The following is a 13,596-nucleotide window of genomic DNA, read 5'->3' as shown; positions in this document are numbered from 1 at the left end:
GCCGCTAGCGCGTCTATGTCATTTTTATAATGACCAATGACCAATGACAAATGACAAATGCAAATGATGAATTATTGCCACTTCTGGGCTACTAATTCTGCCAAATCCAAGACTCGTTGGCTGTAACCCCACTCGTTGTCATACCACGCCATAACTTTTACTAAGTCATTGCCCATAACTAAAGTCAAGCTGGAATCGACAATCGAAGAAGCATCGCTACCTTGATAATCAGACGATACCAGTTCTAGTTCGCTATAGTCCAAAATGCCTTTCAATGGGCCTTCAGCAGCATCCTTGAGAGCTTGGTTAACTTCTTCAGTAATAGTACGCTTCTCAACCTGAACTACGAAATCTACCATTGAGACGTTCGGGGTTGGTACGCGCAAGGCAACGCCATTTAGCTTGCCTTTCAGGTCTGGGATAACCAGTGCTACTGCTTTTGCTGCACCAGTAGAGGTGGGTACAATGTTTATCGCTGCTGCCCTCGCCCGTCGCAAATCCCGGTGAGAAGCGTCTAGCAAGCGTTGATCACCTGTATAGCTGTGGGTGGTGGTCATCGTACCTTTAATGATGCCGAACTTATCATTCAACACCTTGGCGATTGGTGCCAAGCAGTTGGTAGTACAGCTAGCGTTACTGATAATGTGGTGTTTGTTGTGGTCATAGTCATGATGATTCACACCAACCACAAAAGTACCATCCTCGTTTTTACCAGGAGCGGTAATCAGAACTTTCTTGGCTCCAGCATTTACGTGCTTGAGCGCTCCTTCTTTGCTAGTAAATACCCCGGTTGCTTCGATAATTAGGTCAATTCCCCAATCTTTCCAGGGCAAGTTTTCTGGGTTGCGATCGGATACGCACTTAATGGTCTTACCGTTAACGATGATAGAGTTATCATCGGCACTAATCTCAGCGCCCTTGATCTTCCCTAGCATTGAGTCATACTTGAGCAGGTGAGCATTGGTTCTAGGGTCTGAAGTGTCATTAATAGCAACAAGATCGATTTGACTGTTCTCTCTACCCACCCAGCAACGCGCAAAGTTACGTCCAATTCGCCCGAAACCGTTGATTGCAACTCTAATCACAGTGTCTTGCCCTCTGTATTTATGCTTATATGTTGATATCGTTGACCCCAATCATATCGCAAAGGGGGGGGGCACTTTTAACCATAAAGTGTTAGATCAATAAAAAAACACATAATTTATTCAGATTTGTTCGAGTAGAGATTGTTGTTAGTAATATATGATCTTACCGGTTCCGGGACTAAATAACGAATTGACTGGCGTTCGCGGCAAAATTTGCGAATTAGACTTGACGAAACTCCTACTAAAGGTATATTCAAGAGTTGCCAGTGAATGGTATGTAACTGCTCCCTGAGTTGTTGCTCCACTTGCTTGCAGATTAATTTGCTTTGAGTTATAGTCTCACCACCTAGCAGTCGGGGTGCGATTAACCAATCACACATTTGTGCTAGTTCGTGTCCACGGTACCAACGGGGTAAGGTTTGGAAAGTATCCAAGCCAACAATCCAGTACCAGTGAGTATTTGGGTAACAAGCAGATAAGTCAATCAGGGTGTTAATGGCATAGGAAGTCCCAGAGCGATTTGTCTCCACTAGTGAGACAGCAAACCCTGGGTTATCTTTTGTAGCTAATTGCAGCATTTGCACACGATGCTCAAACAAAGCTGCTTCTTTGTGAGGAGGATTTAGGGATGGCACCCAAATTACCTTTTCAAGGGATACTTGATGCAAAGCTGTCTCGGCTACCAGCAGGTGTCCCCAATGAATTGGATCAAATGTGCCACCAAAAATTGCGAGTTGCTGCATCCAGTTATGCCTGGGTTTTATGCAATTGAAAAATAGTTTCATTACCAATGTACTATTGTACTCAATTCACGCCTAGACTTGATGCAATTTCAAATCAGTTTCACTAAACAATGTATTATGTAGCCAATTCCAGTAAGGTAGCCAAAAATATGTATTTGACATTACAAGAATTTCTTTCCCGATGCGGCCAAAATTTTCAGAATAATCTTAAGAACAGTTTAGAAATAGCAAAAACCTCTAACCAAGGTAAAATCATTCTGAACAAGGAAAACCAGAGCGGAAAAGTCATCTGGGCATCAAATATAAACATGATATAGGAGCAGTTACGGTAAAAATCAAATTCCTGTTATGATACGCGTGTCATTTGTGATTATGGTGTGGTGTGGTGTAAGAGGAGTAATAAATGACTAATTCTGTAGATTTTAGTGGTAGACCATTTCATTTCATTGGCATCGGTGGTATAGGTATGTCTGCTCTGGCATACGTTCTCGCAAAGCGCCAATTTCCAGTATCAGGTTCGGATCTTCGTCCAAACCATATTACGCATAAGTTGGAATCTATCGGTGCTCATATTTTTGGTAAACAAGAGGCAAGCAATCTCGAATTCTTTCGCCCTCAGGTATTGGCGAATACAGTAGTATTAAATTCACAAGAACAATTACCTGCTGATACTAAGTCAAAACTGCCTCAAGTCATTTGTTCAACAGCAATAAACACTAATAATTTAGAATACAAAGCAGCACTAGAATTAGGCTGTCCAGTTTTACATCGTTCAGATGTGTTAGCCGCCTTAATTGCCGATTACCATAGTATTGCAGTGGCAGGAACACACGGCAAAACGACAACCAGTAGCATGATTGGCTATATGCTTCTGGAAGCTGGTCTAGACCCAACGATTTTAGTGGGTGGCGAAGTCAATGCTTGGGAAGGCAATGCTAGATTGGGACAAAGCCAATATTTGGTAGCCGAAGCAGATGAATCTGATGGTTCCTTGGTAAAACACGCTCCAGAGATTGGCATCATCACCAATATTGAACTCGATCATCCTGACCATTACGATACATTAGAAGAAGTTATTGACACCTTCCAAACATTTGCCAAGGGTTGTAAAACGTTGATAGGTAGCATTGACTGTGCTACAGTGCGCGATCGCTTACAACCCACAATTACCTACAGCTTACATTCAGATACCGACGCTGACTACACCGTTACTAATATCGATTATCGTGCTGATGGCACCACAGCTTTAGTTTGGGAAAGAGGCAAAGCTTTGGGCGTGTTGAAGTTGCGCTTGCTTAGTCGGCACAATCTCAGTAATGCCCTAGCAGCGGTGGCTGTTGGTCGGATATTAGGCTTAGAATTTGGAGAAATTGCCAAAGGTATCGCCACCTTTGAAGGAGCAAGACGCCGCTTTGAATTCCGAGGTGAAGTCAATGGCATTACCTTCATCGATGACTATGCTCATCACCCCAGCGAGATTCGCGCTACTCTCGCCGCAGCACGTTTACAGGCAAGACCAGGGCAAAGAGTAGTTGCTATCTTTCAACCCCATCGCTATAGCCGGACACTGACCTTTTTAGAAGAATTTGCCGAGTCTTTTACCCATGCTGATTTGGTTGTACTGACTGATATTTACAGTGCAGGCGAACCCAATTTAGGGCAAATTAGTGGTGAGCATCTAACGGCGGAAATTGCTAAACAGCATTCGCAGGTAATTTATCAACCAACTTTACCCTCAGTATGTGAATACTTGCTACAAACACTACGCCCAGGAGATTTGGCGTTGTTTTTGGGGGCTGGGAATTTGAATCAGGTGATTCCTGAAGTAATTACGACACTTTGTGAGCCTGCTAAAGCTACATCCTAAATGGAGACTTTGCGAAGTTTTATTTCTGAGTAAAGTACCCCTTTAGCAACGGTTTCATTTGTGAACTCTATTACCGTATCTTTGCGGTAAATAAATGTAAAAATTTTACCAAAAAAAGTAAAGATGACCATTTCCCAGGCAGTTGGAAACGTCTGCAAAGTTTCTGCTTTGAATACAAAGAAACACCAAACAGCTAATTCAGTGGACAGTGAAGTAATTTACTTACCCAGTACTGATTGTGCGATTAAGTCCCAGGCTTCTTTGTCAGCGTTTACTTCCTATAGAGTTGGAGGAGCAGCTGACTTGTACGTTTCTCCCCGAAACTTAGAAGCACTACAAGCAAGTCTGAAATACGCAAAAGAACGTGATTTAAAAGTGACAACACTGGGAGCAGGTTCTAACCTGTTGGTGAGTGATGGCGGTATATCAGGCTTAGTCATTGCTACTCGTCATCTCCGCTTTAGCAACTTTGACCCCCAAACAGGTCAATTAACCGTTGCTGCCGGAGAATCAATTCCCAGCTTGGCATGGGCAGCAGCAGAGCTAGGGTGGCAAGGATTGGAGTGGGCTGTTGGTATTCCCGGAACAGCAGGTGGTGCCGTGGTGATGAACGCAGGGGCACATAATAGCTGTATCGCAGATATGTTAGTTAGTGCCGAGGTACTTTCACCCGATGGGACGCTAGAGACTCTTACCCCAGAACAGTTAGGTTATAGCTACCGAACTTCATTATTGCAAGGTGGCGATCGCATAGTTACCCAAGCCACCTTACAACTTGCGCCAGGTGCAGACCCAGCAAAAGTTGTAGCAATCACCAAAGAACACAAAAAGCATCGGTTAAGCACCCAACCATACAACTTCCCCAGTTGTGGTAGTGTGTTCCGCAATCCTAAACCTTACAGTGCTGGCTGGTTAATTGAACAAACTGGTCTGAAAGGCTACCAAATTGGTGGAGCACAAGTAGCATTACTCCATGCTAATTTTATCGTTAACCGAGGTGGGGCAAAAGCTAGTGATATCTTCTGTCTCATTCGCCACATCCAACATCAAGTACAAGAACGTTGGTCTATTAATTTAGAGCCAGAAGTCAAAATGCTCGGAGAGTTTCAAGGTGCTTGTGGATAAAGAATGGGGAGTGAAGAATGGGGAATGGGGAATGGGGAATGGGGAGATGAATTAATAACCAATATGCAATGCCCAATGCCCAATGCCCAATTCCCTAATCCCTACTCCCGATGATCATGACGCATTAATTATTGGTAAAAAAAGAGTCAAATTACTTACCGCATCTATAATTGAATTTGATTTGTTATTCAACGCACACGCGTACAAATAATTATGACAGGAAAAGGACAGGGATTTGGCTTTGGCTTAGGAAAAATGAAGGAACTGGCCGAAGCTTTTAAGAAAGCACAGCAAGTTCAAGAAGGCGCAAAGCGACTCCAAGAAGAATTGGAGCAAATGGAGATTCTAGGAGAATCTGGCGGCGGTCTAGTGAAGGTAATTGTCAGTGGCAACCAAGAACCCAAGCGGGTAGAAATTTCTCCAGATGCTTTGGGAGAAGGTGCAGAAGTACTTTCCGATCTCGTCACAGTGGCAATGAAAGAAGCCTACAACAAGTCCACAGCAACCATGCGGGAACGTATGGAAGAATTAACCAGTGGGTTGGAGTTACCTGGATTTTAGTCATTGGTCATTAGTCATTGGTGAGCCAGTGCGGTCTTGGGGGTTTCCCCCATGAGCAACTGGTGAACCCGAAGGGTCATTGGTCATTCGACAAAGGACAAATGACTATTGACAAAGGACAAATAATATCTATGCCTTACAAGTTGCTGTTTGTCTGCTTAGGTAATATCTGCCGATCTCCATCGGCAGAAAACATCATGAATCATCTAATTGAGCAGGCTGGCTTGAGCGATGGCATCCTCTGTGACTCTGCTGGTACATCTAGCTATCACGTTGGTAGCCCACCTGACAGACGTATGAGTGCTGCGGCTGCTACTAAATTGGGAATTAAACTGCGTGGCCAAGCACGACAGTTTCTAAGGTCAGATTTTCAAGAGTTTGATTTGATTTTGGCGATGGATCAAGAAAATTATGAGAACATCCTCACTCTTGATCAAACCAAGCAATATCACCATAAAGTGCGTTTGATGTGCGAGTTTTGCTCTCGACACACTCTAAAGGAAGTTCCAGATCCCTATTACGGTGGTCAAGAGGGATTTAATCAGGTGATTGATTTACTAATCGATGCTTGTGAAGGTCTGCTAACAAAAGTTAAAAGTGAGGAGTTATGAGTTAGGAGTTTTAATTCCTCACTCCTCACTTTTAACTCCTAACTTTTATTCCACCAAACCATGCTTCATCGCAAAACGCACTAATTCCGCTCGGTTGCTGGTTGAGGTTTTTCTCAATAAACTGCTAACGTACTTTTCCACTGTGCGAGGACTCAAGTGTAGCTGATGACCCATATCGGCATTAGAAAGACCATGAGTCAATAACTCTAGGACTTCTTGTTCTCTATGAGTTAGGGCTGAGTGCAGATGGGATTTCTGAATTTGAGTGGACAGAGAATTATGGGCATCCCCCGTTTTTGTTGAGGTGGGAATGCCCAAGCTCTCTTTATGAGAAAAGCGATACTCTGATTGAATGATTTGCGATCGCTCCAAAAGATTACGAATTGCTGCTGCTAACTCTTCCAGTTCAAAAGGCTTGGGTAAATATAAATCGCACCCTGACTGGTAGCCCATAATTCTTTCCTGAGTCTTAGTGCGTGCCGTTAATAAAATTACAGGCAATAAACGAAACACTGGCTGTTGACGCACCCGGCGCACCAGTTCATAGCCATTCATCTGTGGCATGACGATATCCGTGACAATCAAATCAGGATGATAGTCATCTACCATAACTAAAGCCTCTCGACCGTCATTAGCCGTGATCACCGAGTAGCCAGACAGTTCAAGATAGTCGCTAACAGACAAACGAGTGCCCAAATCATCATCCACTACAAGGATCGTCAAGGGCATGGATAGTACACCCCTAGCATTTTTTTACTCAGAAATTTACTTCTACGTGCTCCATCGGTGAACACAGATAATAATAGTGTTCTTATGTTTCATACTATGACAGGATTACCAGCTAAGGACTGCCTTCAGGGTTTATTTATAAAGAAAATCTTAAATCTTTAGGATGAGTTAACGAAGTCTAACTCACCTTTGACTCCCTCTGCTTGAGAGGCATAGAGAGCTTTGTAATTTGTAACAACTCATCAATAAGGCATAGTAAATGCTTATCATAGTATAAATTATTAACTTAATCAATATTGCCAAAAAAGTCTTAATTGTGAACTTAGAAAAGCTAAATTAGTGATATACAGTTCATAATTTATAGCGGTTCTAAGATACACCCTATAATTCACAAGCCAATCCAAATAACTTTTTAGGTACATTTAAAGCACACAAAATTATCAATGAGCGACAAGAACGACGGTTACAAAGTTATTAGCGACAACCGCCAAGCCCGTTATTTGTATGAAATTCTAGAAACTTACGAAGCTGGAATTGAGTTGACAGGAACCGAGGTGAAGTCCATTCGTGCGGGTAAAGTCAATCTCCAAGATGGCTATGCTTTGCTTCGCAATGGCGAAGCATGGTTGATCAATATTCATATCTCGCCTTACAACGCTAGTGGACAGTATTTCAATCATGAGCCACGGCGTACACGCAAGCTACTATTGCATCGTCAAGAACTCCGTAAGCTAATTGGCAAAGTAGAACAGCAGGGTTTAACTTTAATCCCTTTGAAAATGTATCTCAAACGAGGCTGGGTAAAAGTGAGTATAGCCCTTGGCAAAGGTAAAAAGCTCCACGATAAGCGAGAAGACTTGAAACGACGCCAAGACCAGCGTGACATTCAACGGGCAATGAAAAGCTATTAACGGTTAGTGTAAGCAAACTACCACACCAGAGGGAGAAACAGATTGCTATCAAAGTATTTTGTCTATCCATAGCGTTAGTTGTGAAAATGTCTAGTTTATAGCCGCAGATTGATTTTGTTAAGGTTAGAACTCGATACAGTTGTGAGTAACTTCGGATGGCATCAGGAATTTTCACAACTTATGAAAAGTAATTTCATTAAAGCTATTGGCGCTGGCGTTCTCACCTTGAGTATGGGAATTTTACCCTTAACTCTATCTGCACAAGCTCAGACAACTAATGATCCCGGAGTCAATACTGCTCCAACAACGACCACTTCTGATCGCAACGATTTTGATTGGGGTTGGCTAGGATTAATTGGTCTATTCGGTCTAGCCGGTTTGGCTGGCAAAAAGCGCGATAACGAACCGACCGCTTATCGCGATCCTAATGCGCCAAGTGCCACTACCTATAGAGACTAATAGCATTTTAGATTTTGGATTTTAGATTTTGGATTGGGAATCCTCTATTGCATCTGGATTTTGTGAATCTATCTGTCGGAATAATTTTAAAAATTGGTGCAAGCAACTCAAAATAACCTTTGGCAAGTTGCTATCTGTCTACAAAATTCCAAAATGTGAGTTGTCAGTTGTGATCAGGAAAACAACTGACAATTTACTAGTGATTAGTTTACTGTTGGTTCTGAGTGAGATGAATTTGTCTGGTTTTGAGCTAAAGGTGTCCAGTAGCTAGCAATTAAGGCAACGATGAGCCACCAGAGGGTATTGACTTCAGGCCGATACCAGACAGTATCTACGGTTCCGTGAGCTAGCATACCCAACAAAGTAGCGATCGCTCCAATTAACCAAAATCCCTCTACACTTCTGATTCGTCGCAGTCGTTGGATTTGTAGAAATGCCGTATTAAATGTGACAATTATTAGCCAGAGAAAGCAGCCTAAACCAACAAAGCCAGTTTCTACAGCCACCTCAAAGAAAATCGAATAGGCACTCAGAGCAGTGTAACGAGGGCGTTGGTAGAGAGGATAAACTTTATTAAAAGAGTTGTGGCCGGGGCCAATGCCGAAAATCGGGCGATCGCGAATCATCTCAAAGACCGCATCCCACACATTTCGGCGAAAATTATTACTGCTATCTTTGCGATCGGCAAAAATGCTGAACACTCGCAGGCGCACTGGCTCTACAAATATCACTGCTAGCAGCAATACGCCGATCAAACCTCCCAAGACAATCGGCAGCGACCAAGTACGCCAAAAAGGAGGCATTTCGACGCTTTTCCAATAAACTAGCAATGCCATCACAGCTAAAAATGCTACTACTAGTCCAATCCAACCACCACGACTAAAAGTGAGGATTAGGGAGGCAGTATTGACAATTAGCATTGTTAATGCTAGAGCTTTTTTAAGCCAGCTCTGCCATGCAAAAATTGCCACTAAGCTAAAAATTACTGCTGGTAAGAGATATCCAGCCAATAAGTTGGGATTGCCTAAATAACTATAGACCCTTGTAGTCTTAGATAGAGGAGATTCTGGGTCAACCCAAGTTGCTAGTGCTGTGGCTCCAAAAAACCATTGCCGTAACCCATATACACTAACAATTAACGATACATGTAGATAAAGGATGATAATCCAAGACCGGAGGCGAGGCGACCTTAATACCCTGGCACAAAGGGTAAATAGTAGCAAATACAAGGTCAAGGTTCCTAAGTCGTTAAGTGCCGCCTTTTTCACAGGGGATAATGCTGTTGCAATTGCGGCAACTCCCCAGTAGAGCAATACCAGCAGGTGAATGGGAGTGACTGACGAGACATTTGCTGGTATGACTTCATCAGATAAAGTCAACAGTAGCCAAAATCCTGCACAAGCTACCAGCAACAAACCCACCAACGTACTCGAAGCAAAAGGTGCAAGGGCATATATTAAGCTGAGTAAAGCCGCTGCGATCGCATCTCCCCACTGGAGCAAAATGCTGGTTTGCCGCCAAGAACTCAACAGTCCCACCAGAGAGCGGTGTACGTAACTGGTAGCAAGATATTCTTTGAGCGGTAAAGATGATAAAGTAAATCGTTGCCAGACTAAATTCATAAAAAACATTGAGATCAATTAGCCTGCCGACGCAGAACTTGGAATTGATCATAATGCTTATAGCTATAAAAAGGTAATAACGGAGATTGCACATCGCATGATGGCGCTCTTATTCCTAGCCATCAGCTAATACAAAGTTAAGATAGTCTTTCATGTACTTAGTACAGCTTTACGTAAAATTATGGTGAATTGAGGGTTGAAATTTAAACGCATAGGTAAGCGCAGAAGCACGCAGAGAATTCGCTACGAATTAATTAAATAATAGAGATAGGACTCATATTTACATCTTTCCCAGTCTCCAATCCCCAATCCCCAAGATTAAACATCGCTAATTGCTTGTGAAGGAGTTGCTAGTTGCAGTGGCAAAGAAAGCACATAACGATATCCTGATTCTGGTGAACCTTGAATCAAAATGTGTCCACCGTGCAATTCTGCCAATTGACAACTTAGTAATAGACCCAAGCTTTCACGAGAAAGACTTCCATGTGATTTAGCTAAATTTATACCTGAACTACTAGCAAAGAAATTTGAGTGGGAATCACTCAATTTTTTTGAATTGTCTACTGCCACTGATAAATTATCTAGTTGCTCCTGGTTTTCTGCATGAGTATTGTAAGTTGCTACCTCACCTGTCAGTTCCAGCAGTGACAAAGAATTGAGACGGAAGTAAGGATCAACCTCAGTTATGCCGTCCCCTAGCCAGGGATGGGAAACCCAAATAGTAATGTTGAGCGTATCTTCCTTATAAGAAACATGAATGCGAACAATGCTACCTGTAGCCGCAAGTTGAATCACACTGAAAACCAGGTGATACAGCATTTGCCGCACCTTGTCTTTATCTAAAGGCCAAATGCGATTGCGTCCCGGTTCTATAGACAGGCGAATATCTTGCTCGCGGCGATTCGCTACTTCTTCTAGGGTATTGATAGCTTGTTGGCATAGCATTTCAATATCCACAGGAGCTAGATTTAGCACAGTTGAGTTTTCATCGATAGCTCCTAGTTCGGTAATTTCGTTTACTAGGGAAAGTAAGTACCGACCACTGTGTTGGATAATTTCTAAATATTCTCTCTGCTTAGTCGTCAAAGGCCCATAAATCTCACGTCCTAAAACACTAGCCATACCGAGTACAGATGTTAAAGGTGTGCGTAACTCCTGAGTTAGCTGACCTAAAAGTTCCAGTTTCAGTTGCTTGGTAGAAACAGAGTCGCTATCTTTGGTGGGTGTGGTGATTTTAATCTCTGTGTTAAGTTCGTCATTGAGTGAAAATATAGGAGCATTTTTGGGAGTGTTTGATTCGAGTTTCCCTTGCAAAAGTCGGTTACGTTCAAATTCACTCATGCTCCAACGAGCTATGATTTGTAAAAACTCAATGTCTCTGGTTGTAAAGTTGCGCGGTACTAAATCCATCACCGCCAATGCACCCAAACAATGTCCCTCAGCATCAATCAGTGGCGCTCCTAAGTAAGCACGAATACCATAATCTTGCACCAACTTGCTGCTAGAAAGTACGGGATCTGTAATTTTATGCGTATCATTAATTACAAATATTTGATAGCTATCTACTACCTGAGTGCAGAAGGATTCCCGGCGTGACAGTTGGCGGCTTTGTGCCAAATGATTCATTAATCCCAGCCTAGATAAGCCGACCGCCGACTTGAACCAGTGCCGTTCTTGATCCACAAATCCCAATATGGAAATTGGTGCTTCCAAAAAATGGGCAGCAGTCTGTGTAGCTTCTTCAAAAACTGGAATCGTTTCTGGTTGCCGCAAACCTAAATCTGACAAAGCTTTGAGGCGTTGTTGTTCTCTTGATTCATGAGAATCCCAACCATCCTTTAGGGCAAATAATTTGTTTTCAGGCTCTATCATTGCCACTGCTACCTTAATAATTTCTCGATACTGTAATTGATATAAGCCCTATTACTGGGTTATCAATTGCTATTTTTAAGCATTCCCTAATTTTGCCTCTGACAAACAAATTTGGGGCAAAAATTTTTTATTCCTTCCACTAAGCCGACAATGTGGTATCTACCAGTTACGATTTACTGGTGCTGAATGTTCTTTATTTACCACTGGTGTAGTCTTTATTGCTTGAGATTTTGCAATCAGACTGCGTTAGATTTGGATTCAGCTAGGGTAACCTAACGCTAAGGATAGAATACAAAGTGACTGTCATTATTTATGTATATAAGAGAAAATTTTTTACTGGTATGTTTAAAGTAAATTTACTTAATATAACTACTGTGTTAGTGTAACTATTGATAGCAATTTTTACTGATGACAGATAGTACCCAGGGCTAACAATCCTAGTAAAGGATGACGTAAATAGACCAACCAATATCCCTATGAGTAAGCAAGCTACAAAATTTGTGAAAAGCTTAATTTATCAGCTTTTTGAGTTTTGAAAGAAGTCGGAGGGGCAGTTGCAAAGAAGTCTAATGGCAACTTCGGACAATCAACAGAACAGGGTGTGGTTTTGAATTACCCATAACGTACTCGATAGTTGATATAAGTCTCCATCCAATAGATTAAACCTATTACAATTTCCCGCCAAAAATTGTGTTGGCTTTTCTATTTTTTGCACACGAGAAAATATTTTTAAGGACAACTGGTAATGAATAAAATGACTATTAGAGTTCCTTTTGTAGACCTGAAATTACAACACGAACCAATTCAAACCCAATTACAAGATGCAATCCAATCCGTATTGGAACAGGGAGATTTTATTTTAGGACAAGCACTCTCAGATTTTGAAGCCGCATTTGCAAGAGTGTCTGGGACAGAATATGGAGTTGGTGTTGCATCAGGAACAGATGCGATCGCTCTCGGATTGCAAGCGTGTAATATTGGTGCTGGCGATGAAGTGATTTTACCCGCAAATACTTTTGTCGCAACCTTGATTGGGGTAATCCGCGCTGGTGCCAAGCCAATTCTGGTAGATTGCGATCGCCAAACAGCTTTAATTGACTTAGAAGCCGCAGCAAAGGCAATTACACCTCAGACTAAAGCAATTATTCCTGTACATCTCTATGGTCAGATGGTATCACCACGCGATCTAGTGAACTTTGCCGATACCTACAGACTATTAGTTTTTGAAGATGCAGCCCAAGCACACCTCGCCCAAAGAGACGGATATCACGCTGGTTCAGTAGGGATAGCAGCAGCTTTTAGTTTCTATCCCAGCAAAAATTTGGGCGCATTTGGGGATGGGGGAATGTTGCTGACACGAGATTCAGATGTAGCCCAGAAGATGGTGCGTTTGCGAAATTATGGTGCATCGCAAAAGTATTTTCATACTGAACCAGGTACAAATAGCCGGTTGGATACTTTACAAGCAGCGATTTTGCACAAAAAACTACCATATTTGCCACAGTGGAATCGCGATCGCCTGACTATTGCCCAGCAGTATGATAAAGAACTAGCACCCTTGGCAACTGCTGGCATTATCCCTATGGAAAACCAAAGTGATACAGGACACGTTTATCATCTTTATGTCATTAAAGTTGATGATTCTTGCCCAATAGAACGTCAGCAACTCCAGGAAAAACTCACAGCAGCGGGAATTCAAACTGGCATTCACTACCCAATTCCTTGTCATCTCCAGCCAGCATTCACCAACTTAGGCTATCAGCCTGGAGATTTTCCCCAAGCAGAAAAACTGTCAAAACAAATATTATCATTACCGATGTATCCTGGTTTGAGTAGTAGCCAAGTTAAAGAAGTTGTAGCAGCGATCGCTCATGCAGTATCAACAATTTATCAGGTAGATAATCTATCTCCTGCTGACCTGGGCAGCGTGGTAGCCTGAAATTAATTCATACTTAATTTGTCCTTTGTCCTTTGTCATTTATCCTTTGCAAATGACCAATGACCAATGACT

General features: G+C 42.3%; 12 protein-coding genes. 7 read left to right on the top strand and 5 right to left on the bottom strand.

The window, feature by feature from the left end:
* Positions 1–71: 71 nt before the first annotated feature.
* Positions 72–1,085, bottom strand: coding sequence for a type I glyceraldehyde-3-phosphate dehydrogenase (locus tag A4S05_RS13920; protein ID WP_069070425.1), 1,014 nt, complete (start codon positions 1,083–1,085; stop codon positions 72–74).
* 116 nt (positions 1,086–1,201) lie between these two features.
* Positions 1,202–1,828: a nicotinate (nicotinamide) nucleotide adenylyltransferase gene (nadD, locus tag A4S05_RS13915; RefSeq protein ID WP_069070424.1), complete on the bottom strand. Its 627-nt coding sequence runs from the start codon at positions 1,826–1,828 to the stop codon at positions 1,202–1,204.
* Positions 1,829–2,231: 403 nt separating this feature from the next.
* Here nadD and murC point away from each other — a divergent pair, with 403 nt between their 5' ends.
* The 4 genes from murC (at position 2,232) to A4S05_RS13890 (ending at position 5,992) form a co-directional block, all read left to right on the top strand.
* Positions 2,232–3,695, top strand: coding sequence for a UDP-N-acetylmuramate--L-alanine ligase (gene murC / locus A4S05_RS13905; protein ID WP_069070422.1), 1,464 nt, complete (start codon positions 2,232–2,234; stop codon positions 3,693–3,695).
* Between the two features lie 123 nt (positions 3,696–3,818).
* Positions 3,819–4,820 (top strand): UDP-N-acetylmuramate dehydrogenase, encoded by a 1,002-nt coding sequence (gene murB / locus A4S05_RS13900; protein ID WP_069070421.1) that lies wholly within the window; start codon positions 3,819–3,821, stop codon positions 4,818–4,820.
* Between the two features lie 213 nt (positions 4,821–5,033).
* On the top strand, positions 5,034–5,381 hold the full coding sequence (locus A4S05_RS13895; RefSeq protein ID WP_069070420.1) for a YbaB/EbfC family nucleoid-associated protein: 348 nt from the start codon (positions 5,034–5,036) through the stop codon (positions 5,379–5,381).
* Positions 5,382–5,512: 131 nt separating this feature from the next.
* A complete protein-coding gene (locus A4S05_RS13890; RefSeq protein ID WP_084227103.1) occupies positions 5,513–5,992 on the top strand; it encodes a low molecular weight protein-tyrosine-phosphatase in 480 nt (159 codons plus the stop codon).
* Positions 5,993–6,037: 45 nt separating this feature from the next.
* On the opposite strand, the gene A4S05_RS13885 is transcribed toward A4S05_RS13890, so the two are convergent.
* Positions 6,038–6,721: a response regulator transcription factor gene (locus A4S05_RS13885; protein ID WP_069070418.1), complete on the bottom strand. Its 684-nt coding sequence runs from the start codon at positions 6,719–6,721 to the stop codon at positions 6,038–6,040.
* Positions 6,722–7,164: 443 nt separating this feature from the next.
* Here A4S05_RS13885 and smpB point away from each other — a divergent pair, with 443 nt between their 5' ends.
* Together smpB and A4S05_RS13875 are read left to right on the top strand one after the other, a co-directional pair.
* Positions 7,165–7,632: an SsrA-binding protein SmpB gene (smpB, locus tag A4S05_RS13880; protein ID WP_069070417.1), complete on the top strand. Its 468-nt coding sequence runs from the start codon at positions 7,165–7,167 to the stop codon at positions 7,630–7,632.
* Positions 7,633–7,812: 180 nt separating this feature from the next.
* Positions 7,813–8,091: a WGxxGxxG family protein gene (locus tag A4S05_RS13875; protein ID WP_069070416.1), complete on the top strand. Its 279-nt coding sequence runs from the start codon at positions 7,813–7,815 to the stop codon at positions 8,089–8,091.
* 203 nt (positions 8,092–8,294) lie between these two features.
* Here the strand turns inward: A4S05_RS13875 and A4S05_RS13870 are convergent, their stop codons facing one another.
* The gene (locus tag A4S05_RS13870) at positions 8,295–9,713 is read right to left on the bottom strand and encodes an IctB family putative bicarbonate transporter (RefSeq protein WP_069070450.1); all 1,419 of its coding nucleotides are present in this window, start codon (positions 9,711–9,713) and stop codon (positions 8,295–8,297) included.
* Between the two features lie 318 nt (positions 9,714–10,031).
* Positions 10,032–11,585, bottom strand: coding sequence for a GAF domain-containing sensor histidine kinase (locus A4S05_RS13865; RefSeq protein WP_069070415.1), 1,554 nt, complete (start codon positions 11,583–11,585; stop codon positions 10,032–10,034).
* 754 nt (positions 11,586–12,339) lie between these two features.
* On the opposite strand from A4S05_RS13865, the gene A4S05_RS13860 reads away from it, so the two are divergent.
* Positions 12,340–13,524 (top strand): DegT/DnrJ/EryC1/StrS family aminotransferase, encoded by a 1,185-nt coding sequence (locus tag A4S05_RS13860; RefSeq protein WP_084227102.1) that lies wholly within the window; start codon positions 12,340–12,342, stop codon positions 13,522–13,524.
* Positions 13,525–13,596: the final 72 nt, after the last annotated feature.

Origin of the sequence: Nostoc sp. KVJ20 (assembly GCF_001712795.1) — a bacterium.
GTDB lineage: Bacteria > Cyanobacteriota > Cyanobacteriia > Cyanobacteriales > Nostocaceae > Nostoc.
Note: the sequence above shows the minus strand (reverse complement) of the source record. Positions and strands in the feature narration are given on the sequence as shown.

What these genes read in the sequence shown, in the direction of transcription:
- nadD (WP_069070424.1), bottom strand. Translation starts at nt 1,828, where the DNA reads ATGCAGCAACTCGCAATTTTTGGTGGCACATTTGATCCAATTCATTGG.
- murC (WP_069070422.1), top strand. Translation starts at nt 2,232, where the DNA reads ATGACTAATTCTGTAGATTTTAGTGGTAGACCATTTCATTTCATTGGC.
- murB (WP_069070421.1), top strand. Translation starts at nt 3,819, where the DNA reads ATGACCATTTCCCAGGCAGTTGGAAACGTCTGCAAAGTTTCTGCTTTG.
- A4S05_RS13895 (WP_069070420.1), top strand. Translation starts at nt 5,034, where the DNA reads ATGACAGGAAAAGGACAGGGATTTGGCTTTGGCTTAGGAAAAATGAAG.
- A4S05_RS13890 (WP_084227103.1), top strand. Translation starts at nt 5,513, where the DNA reads ATGCCTTACAAGTTGCTGTTTGTCTGCTTAGGTAATATCTGCCGATCT.
- A4S05_RS13885 (WP_069070418.1), bottom strand. Translation starts at nt 6,721, where the DNA reads ATGCCCTTGACGATCCTTGTAGTGGATGATGATTTGGGCACTCGTTTG.
- smpB (WP_069070417.1), top strand. Translation starts at nt 7,165, where the DNA reads ATGAGCGACAAGAACGACGGTTACAAAGTTATTAGCGACAACCGCCAA.
- A4S05_RS13875 (WP_069070416.1), top strand. Translation starts at nt 7,813, where the DNA reads ATGAAAAGTAATTTCATTAAAGCTATTGGCGCTGGCGTTCTCACCTTG.
- A4S05_RS13870 (WP_069070450.1), bottom strand. Translation starts at nt 9,713, where the DNA reads ATGAATTTAGTCTGGCAACGATTTACTTTATCATCTTTACCGCTCAAA.
- A4S05_RS13865 (WP_069070415.1), bottom strand. Translation starts at nt 11,585, where the DNA reads ATGATAGAGCCTGAAAACAAATTATTTGCCCTAAAGGATGGTTGGGAT.
- A4S05_RS13860 (WP_084227102.1), top strand. Translation starts at nt 12,340, where the DNA reads ATGACTATTAGAGTTCCTTTTGTAGACCTGAAATTACAACACGAACCA.